This is a genomic window from Streptomyces sp. 1222.5, from assembly GCF_900105245.1.
In the GTDB taxonomy this organism is placed as follows: domain Bacteria; phylum Actinomycetota; class Actinomycetes; order Streptomycetales; family Streptomycetaceae; genus Streptomyces; species Streptomyces albidocamelliae.
The window spans coordinates 2,663,562-2,689,351 of the sequence record NZ_FNSZ01000001.1 but is presented as its reverse complement, the minus strand read 5'-3'; the positions used below and the strand labels follow the sequence as shown (position 1 = coordinate 2,689,351).

Below are 25,790 nucleotides of genomic sequence, written 5' to 3'. Positions count from 1 at the left end.
GTCCAGCACGGCAGCTCGTCCGGCATGGCAGTCACCCGGCACCCCATCCGTCCGGCTTCCTGTCCGTCCGGCACCCCATCCGTCCGGCTTCCTGTCCGTCCGGCACCCCATCCGTCCGGCTTCCTGTCCGTCCGGCTTCCTGTCCGTCCGGCTCCCCGTCCGTCCGGCTCCCCGTCGTCCGGCTCCCCACCCGTCCGGCACCGCCCGCCCCACCCCACCGACCCCGCCATTCCGGCGTACCCCCCGTCGCGACTGCTACGACTCGGACAAGCGACCCTCGGGCGCCCCCGCCCTACCGTGGACAGCGAACCGAAAGCACACCCCCAACGCGGAAGGGCCGGGACTCGCATATGACTTCCACCCACGCCTTCTGGCTCGCCGGCCGCCAGGTCATCGGCGAGGACACCTTCGACGTCACCTCGCCGTGGGATGGCCGTCTCGTCGGCAAGGTCAGCGTGCCGAACGACGCCCAGGTCGAGGAGGCCGTGGCCGCCGCGTACGCCGTGCGGGACGAGTTCGCCGCCACCCCGGCGCACGTACGTGCCGCCGCCCTCGACCACGTCAGCAAGCGGCTGGTCGAGCGCACCGAGGAGATCGCCCAGCTGATCTCCGCCGAGAACGGCAAGCCGATCAAGTGGGCCCGGGGCGAGGTCGGCCGTGCCGTCTCCGTGTTCCGGTTCGCCGCCGAGGAGGCCCGCCGGTTCAACGGCGGCGAGGCCCAGCGCCTCGACACCGACGCCGGTGGCCAGGGCCGCCTGGCGCTCACCCGTCGCTTCCCGAAGGGCGTCGTCCTCGGCATCGCGCCGTTCAACTTCCCGCTGAACCTGTGCGCCCACAAGGTCGCCCCGGCGATCGCCGCCGGCGCGCCGATCATCCTGAAGCCGGCCCCGGCCACCCCGCTCTCCGGTCTGATCCTCGGTGAGCTGCTCGCCGAGACCGAGCTGCCCGCCGGCTCCTGGTCGATCCTGCCGGTCGCCAACGACCGCATGCCCGCCCTGGTCCAGGACGAGCGCCTGCCGGTCATCTCCTTCACCGGTTCGGAGAAGGTCGGTTACGCGATCATGGACTCCGTGCCGCGCAAGCACTGCACCCTGGAGCTGGGCGGCAACGGCGCGGCCGTCGTCCTCGGCGACTTCGCGAGCGACGCCGACCTGGACTGGGCCGCGACCCGCATCGCGACCTTCTCCAACTACCAGGGCGGCCAGTCCTGCATCTCCGTGCAGCGCGTGATCGCCGACGCGTCCGTCTACGACCGGCTGCTGCCGCGCGTCGTGGCCGCCGTCGAGGCCCAGGTCACCGGTGACCCCAACGACGACAAGACCGACGTCGGCCCGCTGGTCAGCGAGGACGCCGCCAAGCGCGTCGAGTCGTGGGTCAAGGAGGCGGTCGAGGCCGGCGCCACGCTGCTCACCGGCGGCGACCGCGACGGCGCCTCCTACGCGCCGACCGTCCTCACCGACGTGCCCGCGAACGCCACCCTCGCCTGCGAGGAGGTCTTCGGACCGGTCCTCACCGTGCAGAAGGTGGACGGCGAGGCCGAGGCCTTCGCCGCGGTCAACAACTCCAAGTACGGCCTCCAGGCAGGCGTGTTCACCCGCGACGTCCAGGTCGCCTTCCGCGCCCACCGCGCCCTCGAGGTCGGTGGCGTGGTGATCGGCGACGTCCCGTCCTACCGTGCCGACCAGATGCCGTACGGCGGCGCCAAGCAGTCCGGCGTGGGCCGCGAGGGCGTGCGGTTCGCCATGGAGGACTACACCTACGAGCGCGTGCTGGTCCTCACCGGTCTCGCGCTCTGACCTGCCACGGACAGGTCGGACAGAACGGCCGCAGCCCACTGTGCGGGGGCTGCGGCCGTTCCTGTCGCGGGCCGGGACGCCCGCGGCTCCGGGCGTGACATCGACCCGATCGGACCGCGAGGGGTGGTGAGGTGCGGCCGTTTCGGGTACCAACGATCCAGTAGCACTGGTCGGTAACGAACGGTCCCAATCGTCCCTCTCAGCGGCGAGGTGAGCCTCAATGTCCGCCACCACCACCCCACGCACCAACGTCACAGAGCGCGAGGCCCGTCAGGTGGCGGAGGCCGCCCGGCAACAGGACTGGCACAAGCCCAGCTTCGCCAAGGAGCTGTTCCTCGGGCGCTTCCGGCTCGACCTCATCCACCCCCACCCGCTCCCCGACGACGAGTCCGTCCGGCGCGGCGAGGAGTTCCTCACCAAACTGCGCGCCTTCTGCGAGACGGGGATCGACTCCGCCCGCATCGAACGCGAGGCCCGTATCCCCGACGAGGTCGTCACCGGGCTCAAGGAGCTCGGCGCCCTCGGCATGAAGATCGACCCCAAGTACGGCGGTCTCGGCCTCACCCAGCTCTACTACAACAAGGCCCTGGCCCTCGTCGGCTCCGTGAGCCCCGCCGTCGGCGCCCTGCTCTCCGCCCATCAGTCGATCGGCGTACCGCAGCCGCTCAAGATGTTCGGCACCCAGGAGCAGAAGGACGCCTTCCTGCCGCGCTGCGCCCGCACCGACATCTCCGCGTTCCTGCTCACCGAACCGGACGTCGGCTCCGACCCGGCCCGGCTCGCCACCACCGCCGTCCCCGACGGCGACGACTACGTCCTCGACGGGGTCAAGCTGTGGACCACCAACGGGGTCGTCGCCGACCTGCTCGTGGTCATGGCGCGGGTGCCGAAGTCCGAAGGCCACAAGGGCGGCATCACCGCCTTCGTCGTCGAGGCCGGCTCCGAGGGCATCACCGTCGAGAACCGCAACGCCTTCATGGGCCTGCGCGGCATCGAGAACGGCGTCACCCGCTTCCACCAGGTCCGGGTCCCCGCCGCCAACCGCATCGGCCCCGAGGGTGCCGGCCTGAAGATCGCGCTCACCACCCTCAACACCGGCCGGCTCTCGCTGCCCGCGATGTGCGCGGGGTCCGGCAAGTGGTGCCTGAAGATCGCCCGCGAGTGGGCCGCCGAGCGGGAGCAGTGGGGCAAGCCGGTCGCGCTGCACGAGGCGGTCGGCTCGAAGATCAGCTTCATCGCGGCCACCACCTTCGCCCTGGAAGCCGTACTCGACCTGTCCTCGCAGATGGCCGACGAGGACCGCAACGACATCCGCATCGAGGCCGCCCTCGCCAAGCTGTACGGCTCCGAGATGGCCTGGCTCATGGCCGACGAACTGGTCCAGATCCGCGGCGGCCGCGGCTACGAGACCGCCGAGTCGCTGCGGGAGCGGGGCGAGCGCGGCGTCCCGGCCGAGCAGATCCTGCGCGACCTGCGCATCAACCGCATCTTCGAGGGCTCGACGGAGATCATGCACCTCCTCATCGCCCGCGAGGCGGTCGACGCCCACCTGTCGGTCGCCGGTGACCTCATCGACCCCGACAAGTCCCTGTCCGACAAGGCCAGGGCGGGTGCCAACGCGGGCGTCTTCTACGCCAAGTGGCTGCCCAAACTGGTCGCCGGACCCGGCCAACTGCCCACGTCGTACGGTGAGTTCAAGAACGGCGTCGACCTCTCCGGCCACCTCCGCTACGTCGAGCGCACCGCCCGCAAGCTGGCCCGCTCCACCTTCTACGCCATGTCCCGCTGGCAGGGCCGGATGGAGACCAAGCAGGGCTTCCTCGGCCGGATCGTCGACATCGGCGCCGAGCTGTTCGCGATGAGCGCGGCCTGCGTCCGGGCCGAACTGCTGCGCAGCCGGGGCGAGCACGGCCGCGAGGCCTACCAGCTCGCCGACGCCTTCTGCCGCCAGGCCCGCATCCGTGTCGAGGAGCTCTTCGGCCGGCTGTGGACCAACACCGACGACCTCGATCGCAAGGTGGTCAAGGGCGTCCTCGGCGGCGCCTACCAGTGGCTCGAGGAAGGCATCGTCGACCCCTCCGGCGACGGCCCCTGGATCGCCGACGCGACCCCCGGACCCTCCGAGCGGGAGAACGCCCGCCGTCCCTTCGGCGGCCAGTAGTCCCCGCCGCCCGGGTGCCGCACCCGTCCGCCGACGGGGCGGTGCGGCACCCGGGCGTGTGTGCGACGGCTTGGCCTTCATGCGAGCGCGATATCTGAGCAAAAGCCGCACAAGTCACGGCTGTCGACGCGTTGTGCGACGGTTCACCCGGCAACGCCCGCCGCCCACACACCCACCCGAGGGACCGCGCTGTCCTGACGGCGCGCGCTTGCGGCAACAATGGGGGGATGACCGACAGTCCCGCCCGTCCGGCACCCCTCGCCGACCCGCACCTCGTCTACGACCCCCTCGCCGGGGACGGCCCCAAGGACGTGGTGATCCTCGGTTCCACCGGATCCATCGGCACCCAGGCCATCGACCTCGTGCTGCGCAACCCCGACCGCTTCCGTGTCACCGCCCTCTCCGCGAACGGCGGCCGGGTCGCCCTCCTCGCCGAGCAGGCGCGCCGGCTGCGCGTGCGGACCGTCGCGGTCGCCCGCGAGGACGCCGTACCCGCACTGCGCGAGGCGCTCGCCGCCGAGTACAGCCCCGGGGAGCCGCTGCCGGAGGTCCTCGCCGGACCGGAGGCGGCCACCCAGCTCGCCGGCTCCGCCTGCCACACCGTGCTCAACGGCATCACCGGATCCATCGGCCTCGCGCCCACGCTCGCCGCCCTGGAGGCCGGCCGCACCCTCGCGCTGGCCAACAAGGAGTCGCTGATCGTCGGCGGCCCGCTGGTCAAGGCGCTCGCCAAGCCCGGCCAGATCATCCCGGTCGACTCCGAGCACGCCGCCCTCTTCCAGTCCCTGGCCGCCGGCACCCGCGCCGACGTGCGCAAGCTGGTCGTCACCGCCTCCGGCGGCCCCTTCCGCGGCCGGACCGTGGCCGAGCTGGCGGACGTGACCGTCCAGGACGCCCTCGCGCACCCCACCTGGGCGATGGGCCCGGTGATCACGATCAACTCGGCCACCCTCGTCAACAAGGGTCTGGAAGTCATCGAGGCACACCTCCTCTACGACATTCCCTTCGACCGCATTGAGGTGGTCGTGCATCCCCAGTCGTATGTCCACTCGATGGTCGAGTTCACCGACGGATCCACGATCGCCCAGGCGACGCCCCCCGACATGCGCGGGCCCATCGCCATCGGACTGGGCTGGCCCGAGCGCGTCCCGGACGCGGCGCCCGCCTTCGACTGGAGCAAGGCCTCCACATGGGAATTCTTCCCGCTGGACAACGAGGCCTTCCCCTCGGTGAACCTCGCCCGGCACGTGGGGCAGCTCGCGGGCACCGCTCCGGCGGTGTTCAATGCGGCCAATGAGGAGTGCGTCGAAGCCTTCCTGGGCGGCGCGCTGCCCTTCAACGGCATCATGGAGACCGTCACCCGGGTGGTCGAGGAACACGGCACCCCGGCCACGGGAACTTCACTCACCGTGTCGGACGTCCTCGAAGCGGAGACCTGGGCGCGGGCCCGGGCCCGTGAACTCACAGCCACGACGGCGACCGCGGAGGCGCGTGCATGACGACCCTGATGTTCATCCTCGGCATAGTGGTCTTCGCGGTCGGCCTGCTCGTCTCCATCGCGTGGCACGAGCTGGGGCACCTGTCCACGGCCAAGCTCTTCGGCATCCGCGTCCCGCAGTACATGGTCGGCTTCGGCCCGACCGTCTGGTCGCGGAGGAAGGGCGAGACCGAGTACGGCATCAAGGCCGTCCCGCTCGGCGGCTACATCCGTATGATCGGCATGTTCCCGCCCGACGACCAGGGCCGGGTCTCCGCCCGCTCCACCTCCCCGTGGCGCGGCATGATCGAGGACGCCCGCTCGGCGGCCTTCGAGGAACTCGAGGCCGGTGACGAGACGCGCATGTTCTACACGCGCAAACCGTGGAAGCGGGTCATCGTCATGTTCGCGGGACCGTTCATGAACCTGGTCCTCGCGGTCGCCCTGTTCTTCACCGTGCTCATGGGCTTCGGCATCCAGCAGCAGACCACCACCGTCGCCTCCGTCTCGCCCTGCGTCATCTCCCAGAGCGAGAACCGCGACAGCTGCAAGAAGTCCGACCCGGCCTCCCCGGCCCAGGCCGCCGGCATGCAGAAGCGGGACCGGATCGTCTCCTTCGACGGCAGGCCCACCGAGAACTGGAACACCCTCTCGGACCTCATCCGCGACAGCGCCGGCAAGACCGTGCCGATCGTCGTCGAACGGGACGGCAAGCAGCTGACCCTGCACGCGAAGATCGCCACCAACCTGGTCGCCAAGAAGGACTCCAGCGGCACCTACGTCCAGGGCAAGTACGTCAAGGCCGGCTTCCTCGGCTTCAGCTCCGCCACCGGCGTGGTCAAGCTGGACTTCGGCGACTCCGTCACCTGGATGACCGACCGGGTCGGCGACGCCGTCGACTCCCTCGCCGCCCTGCCCGGCAAGATCCCGGCCCTGTGGGACGCCGCCTTCGGCGACGGCCCGCGCGAGCCGGACTCCCCGATGGGCATCGTCGGCGCGGCCCGCATCACCGGCGACATCGCCACCCTCGACATCCCCGCCTCCCAGCAGGTGGCGATGTTCGTGATGCTGCTCGCCGGCTTCAACCTGTCGCTGTTCCTGTTCAACATGCTCCCGCTGCTCCCGCTCGACGGCGGGCACATCGCGGGCGCGCTCTGGGAGTCCCTGCGACGCAACCTGGCCCGGGTGCTGCGCCGCCCGGACCCCGGCCCGTTCGACGTGGCCAAGCTGATGCCGGTGGCCTACGTGGTGGCCGGAATCTTCGTCTGCTTCACGATCCTCGTCCTGATCGCGGATGTCGTTAACCCGGTCAAAATCTCCTAGCCCCACGCTGTTCGGAAGCGGCCCGGGACCCCGTGGTTCCGGGCCCCTTCCATCGGGTGGGTTTGGCGGGTGGGATGTGCTGTCGCCCCGGGCGGTGACGTAATCTCGAAGCCTGGAGCCCGCCGTCCACGGGACCGGACCTTGATCCACGACTTGGGGTTGCACAGCAGATGACTGCGATTTCTCTCGGCATGCCGTCCGTTCCGACCAAGCTCGCCGAGCGCCGGAAGAGCCGGCAGATCCAGGTCGGGACCGTGGCGGTCGGCGGAGACGCGCCGGTCTCGGTCCAGTCGATGACCACGACCCGTACGTCGGACATCGGCGCCACCCTCCAGCAGATCGCCGAGCTGACCGCGTCCGGCTGCCAGATCGTCCGGGTGGCCTGCCCGACCCAGGACGACGCCGACGCCCTCGCGACCATCGCCCGCAAGTCGCAGATCCCGGTGATCGCGGACATCCACTTCCAGCCCAAGTACGTCTTCGCGGCGATCGAGGCCGGCTGCGCCGCGGTCCGCGTGAACCCGGGCAACATCAAGCAGTTCGACGACAAGGTCAGGGAGATCGCCAAGGCCGCCAAGGACCACGGCACCCCGATCCGCATCGGCGTCAACGCCGGTTCGCTGGACCGCCGCCTGCTCCAGAAGTACGGCAAGGCGACCCCGGAGGCGCTGGTCGAGAGCGCGCTGTGGGAGGCGTCGCTCTTCGAGGAGCACGACTTCCGCGACATCAAGATCTCCGTCAAGCACAACGACCCGGTCGTCATGATCGAGGCGTACCGGCAGCTCGCCGAGGCGTGCGACTACCCCCTGCACCTGGGGGTCACGGAGGCCGGCCCGGCCTTCCAGGGCACCATCAAGTCGGCCGTCGCCTTCGGCGCCCTGCTCTCCCAGGGGATCGGCGACACCATCCGCGTCTCCCTGTCGGCCCCGCCGGCCGAGGAGGTCAAGGTCGGCCTGCAGATCCTGGAGTCGCTGAACCTCAAGCAGCGCGGCCTGGAGATCGTCTCCTGCCCGTCCTGCGGCCGCGCCCAGGTCGACGTGTACAAGCTCGCCGAAGAGGTCACCGCCGGCCTGACCGGCATGGAGGTCCCGCTGCGCGTCGCCGTCATGGGCTGCGTCGTGAACGGCCCCGGCGAGGCCCGCGAGGCCGACCTCGGCGTCGCCTCCGGCAACGGCAAGGGCCAGATCTTCGTCAAGGGCGAGGTCATCAAGACCGTCCCCGAGTCCAAGATCGTGGAGACCCTCATCGAGGAGGCCATGAAGCTGGCCGAGCAGATGGAGAAGGACGGCGTGGCCTCCGGCGAGCCGTCGGTCTCGGTCGCGGACTGACCGCGCCACCCATGAGTCCCGTCCACCCCGGCGGACGGGACCCGGCCACCCCCGCGCACCCGGACAGGAGCGCTCCGGCCGGGACCGCGGGCTTCTCCGTACGCAACGGCGAAGTCCTGGCCCCTCTCCACGGCAGGCGGCTCCCGCCGCTGGACCGCGTCCGGCTGCGTTCCGTCCACCTCGCCTGGCGCGGCCCGGAGGTCGGCCTCCGCCTGGACCTGCCCGCGCCACCGCCGCCCCTCCCCGACGCGTGGACGGCGGCCGGGCGTCGACACGGTCCAGTGCCGGCTCCGGTTCCTGGCCGTGTCCGACCTGCTGCTCACCGCCTGGGAGCCGCCCGTGACGGCCCGCCTCGCGGTGGCGCCCGTCCCCGGCGGTGAGCACAGGATCCATGTGACGGCCTCGACGGAGCGCGGCACCTTCCTGGAGTTCACCGGCGGCGCCGACGTCCTCGCCGGGCCCCCGAGCGGCTTCCGGCTGGGCCCGGACGGCTCGGACGACGGTCCCCACCTCTTTCACGGCAAGGTCGATGCCCGACGGCACTCGACGGTCCCCGCCCCCTGCGAGAAGACCTTCTTTGAACGCTGAACCGGCCGTGCCGACGACGCCGTCCGCACCGAGTGCCCGCGAACTGGGTGCCCACGACCTGTTCTACGTGCTCCTCGACGAGCGGCGGTGCTCCGTCACCCTCGGGTTCACCACCCACGAGGGCCGGGAGGGCTTCGAGTGCTACTGGCCTTCACCGGCGTGACGGACCTGACGGTGCGTGGCTGGCAGCAGCCGGGGCGCAAGGACGTGACGGTCGAGCGGACCGCCGGCCGGATCGCGGTGTCCGTCCGCGCACCGGGGTCCTTTCTGAGCTTCCGGGCGGCCGGGATGTCCGTCGCCCGGAAGCGTGCGTTTCCCGCGGCGGCCCCGGAGCAGTGAGTCGAACGGGAGGCGGCATCGGGCGGGACACGAGGCGAAGCGCGGCACAATCGGGCGAGGTACAGTGCCGGGACCAGCAGAACCCCCAGGGTGAGGCCCCGCACGTGTTGACCCAGACCACCTCACGGGTGCTCGAACCGAGCGACCTTGACGCCGCGCTCGCCGTCCTCGACCGCGAGCCGGTGGCGAACGCCTTCGTGGCCTCCCGGGTCCAGATCGCCGGACTGGACCCGTGGCGCCTCGGCGGCGAGATGTGGGGCTGGTACGAGGACGGCATGCTCACGTCCCTGTGCTACGCGGGCGCCAACCTGGTCCCGATCTGCGCCACCCCGCGGGCCGTACGGGCCTTCGCCGACCGGGCCCGCCGGGCCGGCCGCCGCTGCTCCTCCATCGTCGGCCCCGCCGGCCCCACCGCGGAGCTGTGGCGGCTGCTGGAGCCACAGTGGGGCCCCGCCCGTGAGGTCCGCGCCCAGCAGCCGCTCATGGTCACCGACCGGATGCCCGCCGACATCGCCCCGGACCCGTACGTCCGCCGCGTCCGCAAGGACGAGATGGAGACGATCATGCCGGCGTGCGTCGCGATGTTCACCGAGGAGGTCGGCGTCTCCCCGCTGGCCGGTGACGGCGGCCTGCTGTACCAGGCCCGGGTCGCCGAACTCGTCGGCTCCGGCCGCTCCTTCGCCCGTGTCGACGACGACGGCAGGGTCGTCTTCAAGGCCGAGATCGGCGCGGCGACCTCCCAGGCGTGCCAGATCCAGGGTGTGTGGGTGGCCCCCGAGTACCGGGGGAGGGGCCTGGCGGCGCCGGGCATGGCCGCGGTCCTGCGCTACGCCCTCGCGGACGTCGCCCCGGTGGTGAGCCTGTACGTGAACGACTTCAACACCTCGGCGCGAAGGACGTACCTCAGGGTCGGCTTCCAGGAGGTCGGCGCCTTCATGAGCGTGCTGTTCTGAGGCCGGCCGAGCGGCGCGTAACCGTTCCCGCGGGCCCGGCCCGCCGCGTGACCGCGGGCGCCGGTGAACGTATCGTGCCCGGCCGCCGACCCGAACGGCCCTGTACGCTCCCCGCATGGACCTCGTGATCGGCCCCCTGGACCTCGCAGCCCGCATCGACGAGGCCCTGACCGTCCAAGCCGTCGCCTTCGGGCTCGGCCCGGAGGAAGTCGCCGTACGCCGTCAGATCGTCCAGCGCCACATGCAGTACCGGGGCGCGCGGGCCCTCGGCGCGAGCGTGGGCGGCCTCCTCGTCGGATTCGTGTACGGCATGCCCAACTCCCGTACCCACTGGTGGTCCACGGTCGTGGAGCCGTACCTCCGGGCCCGGGACAACGACGGCTGGCTCGACGACTCCTTCGTGATCACCGAGCTGCACGTGCACCCCGACCACCAGAACCGCGGTATCGGCCGGCGCCTGATCACCACCATCACGGACACCGCCGCCGAGCCCCGCTCGATCCTCTCCGCGATCGACGTCGACAGCCCCGCCCGCGGCCTCTACCACTCCCTCGGTTACGTCGACCTCGCCCGCCAGGTCCATTTCCCGAGCGCGCCGCGGCCGTACGCCGTGATGGGCGCCCCGCTGCCCCTGCGCAGGCGTTAACCGATTTCCGCCCGCGCGGCGAGCCCGGCTAACCTCCTGTGCCATCACCTAAAAACCTGGCAGGAGTACGAGAACCATGGCCAACGCACCGGTCCAGCGCATGTCCAAGTTGATGGCGAAGACGCTGCGCGACGACCCGGCGGACGCCGAGGTCCTCAGCCACAAGCTGCTCGTCCGCGCCGGATACGTCCGCCGCACGGCCGCCGGCATCTGGAGCTGGCTGCCCCTCGGCAAGAAGGTCCTCGCCAACGTGGAGCGGATCGTCCGCGAGGAGATGGACGCCATCGGCGCCCAGGAGGTCTCGCTGCCCGCCCTGCTGCCGCGCGAGCCCTACGAGGCCACCGGCCGCTGGGACGAGTACGGCCAGGAGCTGTTCCGCCTGCAGGACCGCAAGGGCGGCGACTACCTCCTCGGCCCCACCCACGAGGAGATCTTCACCCTGCTGGTCAAGGACCAGTGCACGTCCTACAAGGACCTGCCGGTGATCCTCTATCAGATCCAGACCAAGTTCCGCGACGAGGCCCGGCCCCGCGCCGGCATCCTGCGCGGCCGCGAGTTCCTCATGAAGGACTCGTACTCCTTCGACCTCGACGACGAGGGCCTGGGCACGTCCTACGCCCTGCACCGCGAGGCCTACCGGCGCACCTTCGAGCGCCTCGGCCTCGACTACCGGATCGTCGCCGCCACCGCCGGCGCGATGGGCGGCTCCAAGTCCGAGGAGTTCCTGGCCCCGGCCGAGGCCGGCGAGGACACCTTCGCGGACTGCCCGAACTGCGACTTCGCGGCGAACACCGAGGCGGTCTCGTACGAGCTCAAGCCGGTGGACGGCTCGGCCGTGCCCGCGCTGGAGGAGATCCCCACCCCGGACACCCCGACCATCGAGACGCTGGCCGCCTCCCTCGGCGTCCCGGCCTCCGCCACGCTGAAGAACCTCCTGGTCAAGGTGGACGGCGAGATCGTCGCGGTCGGCGTGCCCGGCGACCGCGAGGTGGACCTGGGCAAGGTCGAGGCGCACTTCGCCCCGGCGGCCGTCGAGATGGTCACCGAGGCGGACTTCGCCGGCCGTCCCGACCTGGTCCGCGGTTACGTCGGCCCGCAGGGACTGGGCGAGAAGGTCACGTACATCGCCGACCCCCGGGTGGCGCCCGGCACCTCCTGGATCACCGGCGCCAACAAGGACCAGACCCACGCGAAGAACGTCGTCGCCGGCCGTGACTTCGAGGTCGACGCCTACGTGGACGTCGTCGTGGTGCAGGAGGGCGACCCCTGCCCGAAGTGCGGCACCGGCCTGAAGCTGGACCGCGCCATCGAGATCGGCCACATCTTCCAGCTGGGCCGCAAGTACGCCGACGCCCTCAAGCTCGACGTCCTCGGCCAGAACGGCAAGCCGGTCCGCGTCACCATGGGCTCGTACGGCATCGGCGTCTCCCGCGCCGTCGCCGCGCTGGCCGAGCAGACCGCCGACGACAAGGGCCTGGTGTGGTCCAAGGAGGTCGCTCCGGCCGACGTGCACGTGGTCGCCGCCGGCAAGGCCCTGCAGACCGAGCTGGCGCTCGACGTCTCCGAGAAGCTGGCCGCCGCGGGCGTCCGCGTCCTGGTGGACGACCGGGCCGGGGTCTCCCCGGGTGTGAAGTTCACCGACGCGGAGCTGATCGGTGTCCCGCAGATCCTGGTGGCCGGCCGCCGCTCCGGCGAGGGCGTGCTGGAGCTGAAGGACCGCAAGACGGGTGAGCGCGAGGAACTGTCCGTCGAGGACGCCATCGCCCGCCTGACCGCGTAACGGCGCACCTGCGAGGACGCCCCCGGGAGGATCTCCCGGGGGCGTCCTCCGCGTCCACGCGCGCGGGGACGGGTGGGGCTCACAGCCAGCCGGCGAACTCCAGCAGCAGCTCGCCGTCCTTCGGGCGTCCCACCCGCAGGGCCCGTACGCCCGACTCCACCGCCCGGAACAGCGTCCAGCCCCGCAGCCGGTCCTGGTCCACCTCCAGGGACTCCGCAAGCCGCTTGATGCGGCGCCGCGTGATCGCCGGGCCGGACGGCGCGGCGATCAGGTCCTCGACCCGGTCCCGGACCAGCCGTGCCAGATCGAAGGCGCTCTCGCCGACGACCGGGTCGGGGCCCACCGCGAGCCACGGCATCCGCTCCCCGGCCAGCACCTTGCTCTGCCGGAACGTGCCGTGCAGCAGCCGGTGGTCGGGCGGCGCGCTCAGCAGTTCCTCGCGGGCCGCGAGGGCCGCGTCGACCAGCGGTGCCGTGTCGGGGGCGCCGTCGACGCCGGCGCGCATGGCCGTCGCCTGCCGCCCGGTGCGCTCGGCGACGGTCTCGAAGGCATGGCCGGACGGGGGCTCCACCCACAGCCGGCGCAGCGTCCCCGCCGCCTCCAGCAGTGCTTTCGCCTCCGGCAGCGAGCGCACCGACACATCGGGATGCAGCCGTTCCAGCAGCAGCACACCCTCCTCGGTGTCCGCCGGGTCCGGCGTCAGCAGCTGTACGGCGCCCAGGCCGCCCCAGCGCGCGAGGGCCGCCCGCTCGCTCTCGGGCCGGGCCCGCGGCGGGGCCAGCTTCAGGACCGCCGGGGTGCCGTCGGCCCGCCGGACCAGCAGCACCAGGCTGCTGCGGCCGCCCGGCACCTGGACCCGCTCGACGGTCGACCCGCGCCGGGCGACGGCCCGCTCGGCCGTCCCGGGCAGCCGCGCCAGCCAGTCGTCCCCGGCCGGTGCGCTCTCACCGAGCGCCCGCACCAGCCGCCGCGGCGCTTCGATAGCCATGCGCGAGTCGTTCCCTTCCTGTTCGGCCTGTTCGGGTGCTGCCCGGCTGTGCCGCGCGGGCGCCTACCGGGACGCCGAGGCGGAGGCCGACGGGTTCGCGCCGGCGGCACCGGGCTGCTCGGCCGAGGACCGCTCGGCGAGCCCAGGGAAGGCTACGCTCTCCCCGCTCCAGCGCACCGCCCGCACCGCTGCCTCGCGCAGCGACCCGGCCGCCGAGCCGCGCCGGGAGCCCGTCGCGGCCCGCACCAGGTCCGAGTAGACCCCGGCCAGCCGCTCCTCCAGCCGGGCCGCCAGCCGCGCCGCGGCCGCGGCGTCCGGCACCGGGAACGGCAGCGCGTACGCGGCGCTCGCGGCGACCGGCTCGCCGCCCAGGTCGCGCACCTCGCGGACCAGGGCGTCCCGGCGCGCCCGGTGGGCGTCGTAGGCGGACCGTGCCTCGGTGCGGCTGCGCTCGCCGATCCGGCCGCCGACCACGCCGTACCCGTACACCGCCGCGTGTTCGGCCGCCAACGCCGCCTGAAGCGCGGTCAGTTCGGCCTTGCCGGCGGTCTCGGCCCGCTCGGTGCCGCGGTGCTTCCCGCTCACTTCGTCCCCTTCTTCGTCAGCAGGTACGCGTGCGCGGCCCCGGCCGCGGCGACCGATGCCAGCAGCCGCGCCGGCTCTCCCGGTACGTCCAGCAGTTGCCCGGCGCGCCGGTCGGCCAGGGCGCGCTCGGCGGCGGCCAGCCCGGAAAGAGCGTCCTTCTCGTCGGCCGGGACGGTGGGAGGGGCGGCCGAGGACTTCGCCGGGGTGGGCGTCGTCGTACTGTCCGTGAATGCCTCGACGTGCGCCGCGACCTGGGCGCGCAGCGGGCGCAGCCGGTCCGCCAGTCCCGGATGGGCGGCGAGTACGGCGTCGTAGTGCGTCAGCAGCTCCCGGCTCTCGCGCGCCGCGAGCGCGCGTGCGCGGGCGGTGGCCGACGGGCCGTCGCCGGAGTCCGAACCGGCCGAGCAGCCCGTCAGCAGGGCGGCACCGGCGGCCGTGACGAGGAGGGATCTTCTGCGCGGCCCCGAGGGGGTACGCGGCGGCGGAGGGTACGGCACAGCAGACGTCCTCGGGGAGTCGTACGAAAGGAAGAACGGCTTCGGGCGGCGCGCCCGTGATCACCGTACCCGCGCACCCCTCACGCGCCACTCACCGGCACCGCCCGTACACAGGTGGACGGCAACACTCCCTGCGACCGGATACCCTTTGACCAGACACGCGACCCATCCCACAACAGCACACGCGGCCGAGGAGTCACCCGGATGAGCACCACCCAGAGCGAGAGGCTGCGAGAGCTGCTGGAACCGCTCGTCACCTCGCAGGGGCTGGATCTCGAAGAGATCGCTGTCGACTCCGTCGGACGCAAGCGGGTGCTGCGGGTGGTCGTCGACTCCGACGCCGGCGCCGATCTGGACGCCATCGCCGATGTGAGCCGCGCGCTCTCGGCGAAGCTCGACGAGACCAACGCGATGGGCGACGACGCGTACGACCTGGAGGTCGGAACCCCTGGCGCCGAGCGCCCCCTCACCGAGCGGCGGCACTACGTGCGCGCCACCGACCGGCTCGTGAAGTTCCAGCTGACCGAGGGCGGCGAGCTGGTCGCCAGGATCCTGGAGGTCGACGAGGACGGTCTCGACGTCGAGGTCCCCGGGGTCAAGGGCCGCAAGGCCACCTCCCGCAGACTCGGTTTCCCGGAGATCGCCAAGGCGCGCGTGCAGGTCGAGTTCAACCGCAAGGACAAGAAGGACATGAAGGAAGAGGAGGAGGCGTAGCCGTGGACATCGACATGAGCGCCCTGCGGGGCTTGGTTCGGGAGAAGGAGATCTCCTTCGACCTGCTGGTCGAGGCGATCGAGTCGGCCCTCCTCATCGCCTACCACCGCACCGAGGGAAGCCGCCGACACGCGCGCGTGGAGCTCAACCGGGAGACCGGGCATGTGACCGTGTGGGCGAAGGAGGACCCGGAGGACCTCGAGGAGGGCCAGGAGCCCCGCGAGTTCGACGACACCCCGTCCGGTTTCGGCCGGATCGCCGCCACCACCGCCAAGCAGGTGATCCTCCAGCGGCTGCGCGACGCCGAGGACGACGCCACGCTCGGCGAGTACGCGGGCCGTGAGGGCGACATCGTCACCGGTGTGGTCCAGCAGGGCCGCGACCCGAAGAACGTGCTCGTCGACATCGGCAAGCTGGAGGCCATCCTGCCGGTGCAGGAGCAGGTGCCCGGCGAGACCTACCCGCACGGCATGCGCCTGCGCAGCTACGTCGTCCGGGTCGCCAAGGGCGTCCGCGGTCCCTCCGTGACGCTCTCCCGCACCCACCCCGCCCTGGTGAAGAAGCTCTTCGCCCTGGAGGTGCCGGAGATCGCCGACGGCTCCGTGGAGATCGCCGCGATCGCCCGTGAGGCCGGTCACCGCACGAAGATCGCCGTCCGGTCCACCCGTTCGGGCCTGAACGCCAAGGGCGCCTGCATCGGCCCCATGGGCGGCCGGGTGCGCAACGTGATGGGCGAGCTGAACGGCGAGAAGATCGACATCGTCGACTGGTCGGACGACCCGGCGGAGATGGTCGCGAACGCTCTGTCACCCGCTCGGGTGAGCAAGGTGGAGGTCGTGGACCTGGCCGCCCGTTCCGCCCGGGTGACGGTGCCGGACTACCAGCTGTCCCTGGCGATCGGCAAGGAGGGGCAGAACGCCCGCCTCGCCGCCCGCCTCACCGGCTGGCGGATCGACATCCGTCCCGACACCGAGCAGGTCGGGGAGCAGGGCCCGGCCCGGAGCCGGGAGCAGTGAGTGGCGGCGGCCGGGAATAGATCCCGGCCGCGGGCCGCTTCGATTACGACAACATCCGTTCGATCTCCCCCCCAAAGGGGTGAGGTCGGTACGGGGAGGTAGACTTAGCTGTGTCTGGCCGGACGCACGACCGAGCATGCCCTGAACGCACCTGTGTGGGGTGCCGGGAGCGGGCGGCCAAGAACGATCTCCTGCGGATCGTGAAGATCGAGGATGCATGCGTCCCCGATCCTCGCGGTACGCTGCCCGGCCGGGGTGCGTATGTACACCCCGCCCTGGTCTGTCTCGACCAGGCGGTACGCCGCCGGGCGTTCCCGCGGGCACTGCGCGTCCCGGGAGCGCTCGACACAAAGGCGTTGCGCCAATACGTCGAGCGGACAACAGTTGCCGAGCAGGCGACGACGTAAGACGTGTCGTACGGAACCCCCCGTGCGGCCTGGTACCTCGCGAGTCGAAAGCAGGTCGAGATTGCGATGAGCACTCGATGAGTACGCGATGAGTACGCCCATGAACTAGCGACGGTCCGGCTTCAACCCGGACCTCAAAGGAGCGAAGTGGCTAAGGTCCGGGTCTACGAACTCGCCAAGGAGTTCGGTGTCGAGAGCAAGGTCGTCATGGCCAAGCTCCAGGAACTCGGTGAATTCGTCCGTTCGGCGTCTTCGACCATCGAAGCGCCGGTTGTACGCAAGCTGACCGACGCCTTCCAGGGCGGTGGCAACGGCAAGTCCGCCGGCAAGCCCGCCCCCCGCAAGGCTTCCCCCAAGCCCGCCGCGCCCGCCCCGGCGCAGGCGGCCCGTCCGGCTGCCCCGCGGCCGGCGGCTCCCAAGCCCCCGACGGCCCCGGCTGCCCAGCAGCCGGCCGCGCCCGCGGCCCCGTCGGCGCCCGCGCCGGCCGCCTCGGGCCCGCGTCCGGTCCCGGGTCCGAAGCCCGCGCCGCGTCCGGCCCCGGCCGCCCCGGAGTTCACCGCTCCGCCGGCCGCTCCGGCGCCGCAGGCTCCGGCCGCGCAGACCCCGCAGGCTCCGGCCGCGCAGACCCCGCAGGCTCCGGCCGCGCAGGGCCCGCGTCCCGGCGCCCGTCCGGGTGCCCCGAAGCCCGGTGGCCGTCCGGCTCCCGGCCAGGGTCAGGGTCAGGCGGCCCGTCCGGGCCAGGGTGGTCCGCGTGGTGGTGGCCAGGCGCGCTCCGGCGCCCGTCCGGCCGGCCCGCGTCCGGGCAACAACCCCTTCACGTCCGGTGGCAACGCCGGCATGGCGCGCCCGCAGGCGCCCCGTCCGCAGGGCGGCCCGCGGCCGGGCGGCCCCGGTGCCCCCGGCGCCGGTCCCCGTCCGCAGGCTCCCGGCCAGCAGGGCGGCGGTCCGCGTCCGCAGGCTGCGGGCGGTTCCCGTCCGTCGCCGTCGGGCATGCCCCGCCCGCAGGGCGGTCCGCGTCCCGGCCCGGCCGGTCCGCGCCCGAACCCCGGCATGATGCCGCAGCGTCCGGCTGCCGGCCCGCGTCCCGGCGGCGGTGGCCCCGGTGGCCGTGGTCCCGGTGGCGGCGGTCGTCCCGGTGGCGGCGGCGGTCGTCCGGGTGGCGGCGGCTTCGCCGGTCGTCCCGGTGGTCCCGGTGGCGGTGGCGGCGGCTTCGCCGGTCGTCCCGGTGGTCCCGGTGGCGGTGGCGGCGGCTTCGCCGGTCGTCCCGGTGGTCCCGGTGGTGGCGGCGGCGGTCGTCCCGGCTTCGGTGGCCGTCCGGGTGGTCCCGGTGGCCGCGGTGGCACGCAGGGTGCCTTCGGTCGTCCCGGTGGTCCCGCGCGTCGCGGTCGCAAGTCGAAGCGGCAGAGGCGCCAGGAGTACGAGGCCATGCAGGCCCCGAGCGTCGGCGGCGTGATGCTGCCGCGCGGCAACGGCGAGGCCATCCGTCTCTCCCGCGGCGCGTCGCTCACGGACTTCGCGGAGAAGATCAACGCCAACCCGGCGTCGCTCGTCGCGGTCATGATGAACCTCGGCGAGATGGTCACGGCCACGCAGTCGGTCTCCGACGAGACGCTGCAGCTCCTCGCCGGCGAGATGAACTACACGGTTCAGATCGTCAGCCCCGAGGAGGAGGACCGCGAGCTGCTCGAGTCCTTCGACATCGAGTTCGGCGAGGACGAGGGCGACGAGGAGGACCTGGTGGTCCGCCCGCCGGTCGTCACCGTCATGGGTCACGTCGACCACGGTAAGACCCGACTGCTCGACGCCATCCGCAAGACGAACGTCATCGCGGGCGAGGCCGGCGGCATCACCCAGCACATCGGTGCCTACCAGGTCTCCACCGAGGTCAACGACGAAGAGCGCAAGATCACCTTCATCGACACCCCGGGTCACGAGGCGTTCACCGCCATGCGTGCCCGTGGTGCGAAGTCGACCGACATCGCGATCCTGGTCGTCGCGGCCAACGACGGCGTCATGCCGCAGACGGTCGAGGCGCTGAACCACGCCAAGGCGGCCGACGTGCCGATCGTGGTCGCGGTCAACAAGATCGACGTCGAGGGTGCCGACCCGACCAAGGTGCGCGGTCAGCTGACCGAGTACGGCCTGGTGGCCGAGGAGTACGGCGGCGACACCATGTTCGTCGACATCTCCGCCAAGCAGGGTCTGCACATCGACTCGCTGCTGGAGGCCGTGGTCCTCACGGCCGACGCCTCGCTCGACCTGCGGGCCAACCCGAACCAGGACGCGCAGGGCATCTCGATCGAGTCCCGTCTCGACCGCGGCCGCGGTGCCGTGGCGACGGTCCTCGTGCAGCGAGGCACCCTGCGGGTCGGCGACACGATGGTGGTGGGCGACGCCTACGGCCGCGTGCGCGCCATGCTCGACGACAACGGCAACAACGTCGCCGAAGCCGGCCCGTCGACGCCGGTCCAGGTCCTGGGCCTGACCAACGTCCCGGGTGCGGGTGACAACTTCCTGGTGGTGGACGAGGACCGTACGGCCCGTCAGATCGCCGAGAAGCGTGCCGCCCGTGAGCGCAACGCCGCGTTCGCCAAGCGCACGCGCCGCGTGTCGCTGGAGGACCTGGACAAGGTGCTCAAGGCCGGCGAGGTCCAGCAGCTGAACCTGATCATCAAGGGTGACGCTTCCGGTTCGGTCGAGGCCCTCGAGTCCTCGCTGCTCCAGCTGGACGTCGGCGAAGAGGTCGACATCCGCGTCCTGCACCGCGGCGTCGGTGCGGTCACGGAGTCCGACATCGACCTGGCGATGGGCTCCGACGCCATCGTGATCGGCTTCAACGTCCGTGCGGCCGGCCGCGCGGCGCAGATGGCCGAGCGCGAGGGTGTGGACGTCCGGTACTACTCGGTCATCTACCAGGCGATCGAGGAGATCGAGGCGGCCCTCAAGGGCATGCTCAAGCCGGAGTACGAAGAGGTCGAGCTGGGTACGGCGGAGATCCGCGAGGTCTTCAAGTCGTCCAAGCTGGGCAACATCGCCGGTGTCCTGGTCCGGTCGGGCGAGGTCAAGCGCAACACCAAGGCGCGCCTCATCCGCGACGGCAAGGTGGTCGCGGAGAACCTCACCATCTCCGGTCTGCGTCGCTTCAAGGACGACGTCACCGAGATCCGCGAAGGGTTCGAGGGCGGTATCAACCTCGGCAACTTCAACGACATCAAGGTCGACGACGTCATCGCGACGTACGAGATGCGGGAGAAGCCGCGGGCGTAACGCCTACGGTGCGTGCCGGCCGACGGGACCTCGGTCCCGTCGGCCGGTGCGCCGTTTGCGGCCCTGCGCGCGGTTCACGGAGCGTAATATCCGTCGATCGCGTGGGCCGCTTCGTTGTACGGTTCTTGATGTCCCCGGCCACACGGTCCCGGGGCCATCGATCCCGTACCGGCGGGTGAACCGGTCACACATGTACGTGGGGACCCTGTCCTTCGACCTCCTCCTCGGCGACGTGCACTCGCTGAAGGAGAAGCGCTCCGTCGTCCGCCCGATCGTCGCCGAACTCCAGCGGAAGTACGCGGTGAGTGCGGCCGAGGTGGACCACGCGGACCTTCACCGGCGGACGATCATCGGCCTCGCCGTGGTCTCCGGCGACGCGGCGCACCTCACCGACGTGCTGGACCGGTGTGAGCGGCTGGTCGCCGCCCGCCCCGAGGTGGAGCTGCTGTCCGTACGGCGGCGCTTCCACGGCGACGACGACGACTGACCACAGAACACGAGCAAGAGAAAGAACGGGAGACGGACCAGTGGCCGACAACGCGCGGGCGAAAAGGCTGGCGGACCTCATCCGGGAGGTGGTGGCCCAGAAGCTGCAGCGCGGGATCAAGGACCCGCGGCTCGGCTCGCACGTCACCATCACGGACACCCGGGTCACGGGTGACCTCCGGGAGGCGACCGTCTTCTACACGGTCTACGGGGACGAAGAGGAGCGGAAGGCCGCTGCCGCGGGCCTGGAGAGCGCCAAGGGCATCCTGCGCTCCGAGGTCGGCCGCGCCGCCGGGGTGAAGTTCACGCCGACGCTCGCCTTCGTCGCGGACGCCCTGCCGGACACCGCCCGGACCATCGAGGACCTCCTCGACAAGGCGCGGCAGTCCGACGAGAAGGTCCGCGAGGCCTCCGCGGGCGCGGCGTACGCGGGCGGTGCCGACCCGTACCGCAAGCCGGCCGACGAGACGGCCGACCCGACCGAGACGGACGGCGACGCCGCGGAATGACCCAGAAGCACACCACGCCCGACGGCCTCGTCATCGTCGACAAGCCGTCGGGCTTCACTTCGCACGACGTGGTCGCCAAGATGCGCGGGATCGCCAGGACCCGCCGGGTCGGCCACGCCGGCACCCTCGACCCGATGGCGACCGGCGTCCTGGTCCTCGGTGTCGAACGCGCCACCAAACTCCTCGGCCACCTCGCGCTGACCGAGAAGGAGTACCTGGGCACCATCCGCCTGGGCCAGAACACCGTCACCGACGACGCCGAGGGCGAGATCACCTCCTCCGCCGACGCGTCCCGGGTGACCCGGGACGCCATCGACAGCGGTATCGCCAAGCTGACCGGCGCCATCATGCAGGTGCCGTCCAAGGTCAGCGCCATCAAGATCAACGGGGTGCGGTCGTACAAGCGGGCCCGCGACGGCGAGGACTTCGACATCCCCGCCCGGCCGGTGACCGTCTCCTCCTTCGCGGTGTACGACGTCCGGGACGCCGTCGCCGAGGACGGCACCCAGGTCCTGGACCTGGTCGTGTCCGTGGTCTGCTCCTCCGGCACCTACATCCGCGCCCTCGCCCGTGACCTCGGCGCGGACCTGGGCGTCGGCGGCCACCTCACCGCGCTGCGCCGGACGCGCGTCGGACCGTACAAGATCGACGCGGCGAAGACGCTGGACCGGCTCCAGGAGGAGCTGACCGTCATGCCGATCGCCGACGCCGCTTCCGCCGCCTTTCCGCGCTGGGAGGTCGACGCCAAGCGGGCCCGGCTGCTGCTGAACGGCGTCCGGCTGGAACTGCCCGGCGAATACACGGGCGGCGGTCCCGTCGCCGTGTTCGATCCCGAGGGCCGGCTGCTCGCCCTCGTCGAAGAGCACAAGGGCAAGGCGAAGAGCCTGGCCGTCTTCGGCTGACGGCCGCTTCTCCGGCCGACGGCTTCGGCCGCTCGGGCCGGCCGCCGGCCGTCCCCGGCACGGTCCCCTCCGGTCCGCGCCCGCCCATCGCACCGCCGGCCACGGGCGCCGCCCTGGGCGGTCGCCCGTGGAGCGGCGGCCGGCCACGGGGGTAGCCCCTGCCGCCGCTCCACGGTCCCCCCTCGTTCCCCCCTCCCTAGGGATATCCAGCGACTCGCTCCTATTCACCCGTCCGGGCAGGCGCTCGGAGTGAACGGGGGGAGCGGAAGGGGGCGCGTTCCCCGCGCGATCTGTCCCGCCGATCACCGCGCGCCTACCGTCGTGAACAAGGCACGTGTACGGGCGGGGAGGTACGGCCATGACGGGACGGGGCCCGCGCACCGGAGGCGGGCGCCGGACGACGGCGGACGGTACGCGGCGGACGACGACGGACGAGACGCGGACGAACGCGGCGGGGGACAGACGGCGGGCGGCGGCGGCCGGCGCACGCGACACCGCCTGCCCCGACGACACCGTCCTCGTCCGGATCCGCGACCTCGCCGGCCGGCCACGCGGCCTCGGCTTCCTCGCCGACCACGAGGGCACCCTGCTCACCAGTCACGAGGCCGTCGACGGGCTGCCCCGGCTCGTGCTCCACGCGGCGGGCGACCGCACCTGCGTGGTCGACGCCGACGCCGTCGTCCCGCTGCCCCACCTGGACCTGGCCCTGGTGCGCACCGAGGGCCTGGGCGTGCCCCCGCTGCCCCTGACCGTGCGCGAGCGCATCGACGCCGGCACCTACGTGCGCATCCCCGCGGGCTGCTGGCGCGAGGCCCGGGTACTGGCCGCCACCCAGGTCACGTACACCGCCACCGACCGTTTCCACCTCCTCGAGGACGCCCTGGAACTGGCCATCGGCACGGCCGGGCGGGACGCGCTCCGGCTCGGCGGCGGGGCGGCCGGGGGACCCGTGCTCGACGCCCGTACCGGCGCGGTCCTCGGCGTTCTCGGCACCGCCCTGCGGAGCGACCGGAGCGACGCGGGCTTCGCGGTGCCCCTGCGGCCCGCCGACGGCCCCCTGGCCGGTCTCCTCGCCCGCAACGCGGCCACCGTCCCGGCCTACGGCAGCGACCTGAACCCGGCCGGAATGCTGGAGCTGACCGCCACCTCGGTGGCCCAGGACGGCCCCCACCGTGCCGCGGCCGGCGCGGTGCCGCCCGTCGAACGAGCCGGCGTCACGGCCGAGTTGACCGCCTTCACCGACGGCGACCGGAGCGTGCTCGGTCTCGTCGGCGCACCGGGCAGCGGCCGTACGACGGAACTCGCGGCCCTCGCCGCCCGGCGTGCCCGGGGCGAGCGGCCCGCGCCCACGCTGTGGCTGCGCGGCGCCGACCTGGAGGCCACCGACGACTCCGTGGCCGACGCGGCCCGCCGCATGCTGGAGCGCGCCGCCCGCATCGTCGCCGCCTCCCGCTCCGCCCGCCCCGACGACCTTGGCGACCTCACCCCCGAACACCTGGCCCGCTTCGCCGCCCGCGCCGGCCGCCCCCTGCTGCTCCTCCTCGACGGCCCCGAGGAGATGCCCCCCGTCCTCGCCCACCGGCTGCCGCAGTGGACCGGGAGGACCGCGGACTGGCTGCGGGAGACCGGGGCACGGCTGGTCGTCGCCTGCCGGGAGGAGTACTGGGAGCACGCCGGCACCGAGTTCCCCGCCGACCTGCTGCACCTCCCGCACCGCCGCCCCGGCCCGCCCCCGGCGCCGAGCGGCCCCGTCGGCCACGTGAGCCCGCCGCAGGTGCCGGCCGACCCGGCGGCCACCGACCCCGCCCCGGACGAGGCGGGCGACACCGCCGGCCGCGACGCACCGCTTCCGCCCTGCGTGCGGCTCGCCGAGCTCACCGACGACGAGGCCCGCCTGGCCCGCGCCCGCTACGGCATCCCCGACGGCCTGCTCGGCGAGCGCGACGCCCGGCACCCGCTCACCCTGCGCCTGCTGTCCGAGGTCCTCGCCGCCGTTCCGGACGCCCCGGCCGCCGCCGTCCCGGCCGGACGGCACGAGGTGTTCGCCGCCCACCTCGACCTCATGTGCCTGCGCGTGGCGGTCCGCCTCGCCGCCGAGAGCGGCCTGCGCGGCACGGCCGTACGACGGCTCGCCGCCCGGGTCGCCGGACAGGTGCACGAGGCCGCCCGGCGCAGCCTCGGCCCCGGGCAGGGCGAACTGGACCGCGCCTCCTTCGAGGCCGTGTTCCCCTGGGGCCCCGCGCCCGCCCGGCTCGGCGGCGGCACCGGCTGGGCCTCCGCCGTCCTCACCGAGGGCCTCCTCGTCCCGGCCGGCGGCGGCTACCGCTTCGCCCACGAGGAACTGGCCGACTGGATCCAGGGCACGCACCTCGATCTCGACGAGGCCCTGCACGCCCTGGTCCACCGGCCCCGCCGCGCGGAGGAGGACGGCACCGTCCCCGTACCGCGTCATCGCGTCGGCCCGGTCGTGCAGGCCCTGCTGCTCCTCGCCCAGCAGCACGGCACCGAACAACTCGCGCACAGGCTGACGGAGTTGGCCGACGCCCTGGACAGGGACCCGGAGTCCTGGTGGGCCGCACGGCTGCTGGCGCACACCCTTCTCCAGATGCCCGACGCGACGCCGTACACCGGGGTGCTGCGCGCGCTCGCGGACCGTGTCGTCGCCATGCGCCGCGAACAGCGCCCCGTGCCCGTCGAGTTCGGCCCCGACTTCTGGGCCGCCGTACCGGTCCCCGACACCGAGCGGCTCGATCTGCTGCGCCGCCTGGTGCTGGCGGACCAGGCACCGCCCGCGCCCGGCGCCCGCTACCTGGACGCCGTGTCCCGGCTGCTCGCCGACCGTCCCGCCGTCGTACAGCGGCAGTTGACGCACTGGTTCGACGACGAGCGGCCGCTGCCCGCGACGCCCGACGCGACCGTGGCCACCGCCGCGCAGGCGCTGCTGCACACCCACCGGCACGGCGCCCTGGACGAGCTCACCGAGGTACTGGTGTCGTGCGCGCACCGGCGTGCCGACGAACTGCTCGCCACCCTCGCCGAGGACGAGCCCTCCGCCCTCTGCCGGGCCGTGGACCGCTGGGCGCACGACGAGCGCCCGGCCCGCCGGGTCGCCGCGGTCGCGTTCGGGCTGCGCGCGGCCCCGCACGTCCACTCCGAGGCGGACCGCGAGCTGCTGCGCTACGCCGCACTCGCCCTGCTCGCCCGGCCCGCCGACTGCACCCTGCACGGCGGTGCCCTCGCCCTCCTGGTCCGCGACCCGCGCACCCGCGACCGGCATCTGACGGCGGCCCTGCGGCACTTCGCCGAGGGCGACCCACGGGTCCCGCCGAGCGCCCTGGTGCCCGCGCTGGCCACCCATCCCGAGCCGGTCCTGGAGGCCTTCGGGGCCCGGTTGCGCGGCCCCGACGCCGGAGAGGCCCTGCGGGCGCTCGCCGACGTCTCCACCCCCGCCCTGGCCCGCCGTACGGCCGTCCTGGTCCGGGAGGCGGTACGGCTGCGACCGGACACAGCCGGGCCCTTCGCCGCCTATGTCGACCGCCGTCTGGCACACGGACCCACTGCCCGCCCGGTCCTGCTGCCCCTCGTCACCGGCCTGCTGGACGGCGGCCCCGAGCAGGTCCGGGCGGCCCTCGCCACCGTCCTCGCCGCCGTCGGCACCCCGGCGTGCCGTCCGCTGCGCCGCGAACTCCTGGAGTTCCTGTTCGCCCACGAGCGGGAGCCGTCGGTCCTGGACGCCGTCCTGCACGCGGCGGCCGAGCACGTGGACGGCCACGAGGAGGAGGCCCGCGGACTCGTCCACCGCACCGGACTGCTCCTCGTGCGCACCCCCGAAGGTGCCACCCATTTCGACCGGGGCCTGGTCGACCTCGGCCGGCACGTGCCCGGATTCGCCGCGCTGATGGCTCGCTGGCTGGCGGACGCCCCGGACGACTGGGCCGCCGTGGTCGGCCCGAGCACCCGGCGCATGCTCGAAAACCTGGCGGGCGTACGCGTACCTGCCTGAGTCGCCGCCGCGAACGTGCGCCCCG

The 25,790-nt window shown here is 72.8% G+C and carries 22 protein-coding genes; 19 read left to right on the top strand and 3 right to left on the bottom strand.

Features of this window, described 5'->3' with window-relative positions; translation table 11 throughout:
* Positions 1–350: 350 nt before the first annotated feature.
* From BLW57_RS11915 to BLW57_RS11870, 11 genes are all read left to right on the top strand, one after another.
* Entirely contained in the window at positions 351–1,796 is a 1,446-nt protein-coding gene (locus tag BLW57_RS11915) for an aldehyde dehydrogenase family protein (RefSeq protein ID WP_093474277.1), read from the top strand.
* 220 nt (positions 1,797–2,016) lie between these two features.
* Positions 2,017–3,957: an acyl-CoA dehydrogenase family protein gene (locus BLW57_RS11910; RefSeq protein WP_093474276.1), complete on the top strand. Its 1,941-nt coding sequence runs from the start codon at positions 2,017–2,019 to the stop codon at positions 3,955–3,957.
* Between the two features lie 227 nt (positions 3,958–4,184).
* On the top strand, positions 4,185–5,456 hold the full coding sequence (gene dxr / locus BLW57_RS11905; protein WP_093474274.1) for a 1-deoxy-D-xylulose-5-phosphate reductoisomerase: 1,272 nt from the start codon (positions 4,185–4,187) through the stop codon (positions 5,454–5,456).
* Complete coding sequence (locus BLW57_RS11900; RefSeq protein ID WP_093474273.1) at positions 5,453–6,757, top strand: M50 family metallopeptidase; 1,305 nt, start codon at positions 5,453–5,455, stop codon at positions 6,755–6,757. Before dxr ends, BLW57_RS11900 begins: the two co-directional genes overlap by 4 nt.
* Before the next feature lie 170 nt (positions 6,758–6,927).
* On the top strand, positions 6,928–8,085 hold the full coding sequence (gene ispG / locus BLW57_RS11895; protein WP_093474271.1) for a flavodoxin-dependent (E)-4-hydroxy-3-methylbut-2-enyl-diphosphate synthase: 1,158 nt from the start codon (positions 6,928–6,930) through the stop codon (positions 8,083–8,085).
* 303 nt (positions 8,086–8,388) lie between these two features.
* On the top strand, positions 8,389–8,673 hold the full coding sequence (locus BLW57_RS11890; RefSeq protein ID WP_093474270.1) for a hypothetical protein: 285 nt from the start codon (positions 8,389–8,391) through the stop codon (positions 8,671–8,673).
* Positions 8,663–8,836, top strand: coding sequence for a hypothetical protein (locus tag BLW57_RS41355; protein WP_176985555.1), 174 nt, complete (start codon positions 8,663–8,665; stop codon positions 8,834–8,836). Before BLW57_RS11890 ends, BLW57_RS41355 begins: the two co-directional genes overlap by 11 nt.
* The gene (locus BLW57_RS11885) at positions 8,833–9,012 is read left to right on the top strand and encodes a hypothetical protein (RefSeq protein ID WP_143051598.1); all 180 of its coding nucleotides are present in this window, start codon (positions 8,833–8,835) and stop codon (positions 9,010–9,012) included. The genes BLW57_RS41355 and BLW57_RS11885 overlap by 4 nt, the downstream gene beginning before the upstream one ends.
* A 104-nt stretch (positions 9,013–9,116) precedes the next feature.
* Positions 9,117–9,965: a GNAT family N-acetyltransferase gene (locus BLW57_RS11880; protein WP_093474267.1), complete on the top strand. Its 849-nt coding sequence runs from the start codon at positions 9,117–9,119 to the stop codon at positions 9,963–9,965.
* Between the two features lie 115 nt (positions 9,966–10,080).
* Positions 10,081–10,611 (top strand): GNAT family N-acetyltransferase, encoded by a 531-nt coding sequence (locus tag BLW57_RS11875; RefSeq protein WP_093474265.1) that lies wholly within the window; start codon positions 10,081–10,083, stop codon positions 10,609–10,611.
* A 76-nt stretch (positions 10,612–10,687) separates the two neighbouring features.
* Entirely contained in the window at positions 10,688–12,391 is a 1,704-nt protein-coding gene (locus tag BLW57_RS11870; RefSeq protein WP_093474264.1) for a proline--tRNA ligase, read from the top strand.
* A gap of 79 nt (positions 12,392–12,470) precedes the next feature.
* On the opposite strand, the gene BLW57_RS11865 is transcribed toward BLW57_RS11870, so the two are convergent.
* From BLW57_RS11865 to BLW57_RS11855, 3 genes are all read right to left on the bottom strand, one after another.
* Positions 12,471–13,379 carry an aminoglycoside phosphotransferase family protein gene (locus tag BLW57_RS11865; protein ID WP_093474262.1) on the bottom strand — a complete coding sequence of 303 codons (909 nt, stop codon included), beginning with the start codon at positions 13,377–13,379 and terminating at the stop codon, positions 12,471–12,473.
* Between the two features lie 63 nt (positions 13,380–13,442).
* Positions 13,443–13,964 (bottom strand): ferritin-like domain-containing protein, encoded by a 522-nt coding sequence (locus tag BLW57_RS11860; RefSeq protein ID WP_176985554.1) that lies wholly within the window; start codon positions 13,962–13,964, stop codon positions 13,443–13,445.
* Complete coding sequence (locus tag BLW57_RS11855; protein ID WP_093474261.1) at positions 13,961–14,461, bottom strand: hypothetical protein; 501 nt, start codon at positions 14,459–14,461, stop codon at positions 13,961–13,963. The genes BLW57_RS11860 and BLW57_RS11855 overlap by 4 nt, the downstream gene beginning before the upstream one ends.
* A 204-nt stretch (positions 14,462–14,665) precedes the next feature.
* On the opposite strand from BLW57_RS11855, the gene rimP reads away from it, so the two are divergent.
* From rimP to BLW57_RS11815, 8 genes are all read left to right on the top strand, one after another.
* Positions 14,666–15,175 (top strand): ribosome maturation factor RimP, encoded by a 510-nt coding sequence (gene rimP, locus BLW57_RS11850; protein WP_073890125.1) that lies wholly within the window; start codon positions 14,666–14,668, stop codon positions 15,173–15,175.
* Between the two features lie 2 nt (positions 15,176–15,177).
* Positions 15,178–16,191: a transcription termination factor NusA gene (nusA, locus tag BLW57_RS11845; RefSeq protein WP_093474259.1), complete on the top strand. Its 1,014-nt coding sequence runs from the start codon at positions 15,178–15,180 to the stop codon at positions 16,189–16,191.
* 110 nt (positions 16,192–16,301) lie between these two features.
* Positions 16,302–16,598, top strand: coding sequence for a YlxR family protein (locus BLW57_RS11840; protein WP_093474258.1), 297 nt, complete (start codon positions 16,302–16,304; stop codon positions 16,596–16,598).
* Between the two features lie 147 nt (positions 16,599–16,745).
* A complete protein-coding gene (infB, locus tag BLW57_RS11835; protein WP_093474256.1) occupies positions 16,746–19,865 on the top strand; it encodes a translation initiation factor IF-2 in 3,120 nt (1,039 codons plus the stop codon).
* 190 nt (positions 19,866–20,055) lie between these two features.
* Positions 20,056–20,352 carry a DUF503 domain-containing protein gene (locus tag BLW57_RS11830; protein ID WP_093474255.1) on the top strand — a complete coding sequence of 99 codons (297 nt, stop codon included), beginning with the start codon at positions 20,056–20,058 and terminating at the stop codon, positions 20,350–20,352.
* A 40-nt stretch (positions 20,353–20,392) separates the two neighbouring features.
* Positions 20,393–20,860 carry a 30S ribosome-binding factor RbfA gene (gene rbfA, locus BLW57_RS11825; protein ID WP_073890134.1) on the top strand — a complete coding sequence of 156 codons (468 nt, stop codon included), beginning with the start codon at positions 20,393–20,395 and terminating at the stop codon, positions 20,858–20,860.
* On the top strand, positions 20,857–21,762 hold the full coding sequence (gene truB, locus BLW57_RS11820; protein ID WP_093474253.1) for a tRNA pseudouridine(55) synthase TruB: 906 nt from the start codon (positions 20,857–20,859) through the stop codon (positions 21,760–21,762). Before rbfA ends, truB begins: the two co-directional genes overlap by 4 nt.
* Positions 21,763–22,120: 358 nt before the next feature.
* A complete protein-coding gene (locus tag BLW57_RS11815) occupies positions 22,121–25,765 on the top strand; it encodes a trypsin-like peptidase domain-containing protein (RefSeq protein ID WP_093474252.1) in 3,645 nt (1,214 codons plus the stop codon).
* The last annotated feature ends 25 nt before the right edge of the window (positions 25,766–25,790 follow it).

Excerpts from the sequence above, each read along its gene's own strand:
- BLW57_RS11915 (WP_093474277.1), top strand. The coding sequence starts at position 351 with ATGACTTCCACCCACGCCTTCTGGCTCGCCGGCCGCCAGGTCATCGGC.
- BLW57_RS11910 (WP_093474276.1), top strand. The coding sequence starts at position 2,017 with ATGTCCGCCACCACCACCCCACGCACCAACGTCACAGAGCGCGAGGCC.
- dxr (WP_093474274.1), top strand. The coding sequence starts at position 4,185 with ATGACCGACAGTCCCGCCCGTCCGGCACCCCTCGCCGACCCGCACCTC.
- BLW57_RS11900 (WP_093474273.1), top strand. The coding sequence starts at position 5,453 with ATGACGACCCTGATGTTCATCCTCGGCATAGTGGTCTTCGCGGTCGGC.
- ispG (WP_093474271.1), top strand. The coding sequence starts at position 6,928 with ATGACTGCGATTTCTCTCGGCATGCCGTCCGTTCCGACCAAGCTCGCC.
- BLW57_RS11875 (WP_093474265.1), top strand. The coding sequence starts at position 10,081 with ATGGACCTCGTGATCGGCCCCCTGGACCTCGCAGCCCGCATCGACGAG.
- BLW57_RS11870 (WP_093474264.1), top strand. The coding sequence starts at position 10,688 with ATGGCCAACGCACCGGTCCAGCGCATGTCCAAGTTGATGGCGAAGACG.
- BLW57_RS11865 (WP_093474262.1), bottom strand. The coding sequence starts at position 13,379 with ATGGCTATCGAAGCGCCGCGGCGGCTGGTGCGGGCGCTCGGTGAGAGC.
- rimP (WP_073890125.1), top strand. The coding sequence starts at position 14,666 with ATGAGCACCACCCAGAGCGAGAGGCTGCGAGAGCTGCTGGAACCGCTC.
- BLW57_RS11830 (WP_093474255.1), top strand. The coding sequence starts at position 20,056 with ATGTACGTGGGGACCCTGTCCTTCGACCTCCTCCTCGGCGACGTGCAC.
- truB (WP_093474253.1), top strand. The coding sequence starts at position 20,857 with ATGACCCAGAAGCACACCACGCCCGACGGCCTCGTCATCGTCGACAAG.
- BLW57_RS11815 (WP_093474252.1), top strand. The coding sequence starts at position 22,121 with ATGACGGGACGGGGCCCGCGCACCGGAGGCGGGCGCCGGACGACGGCG.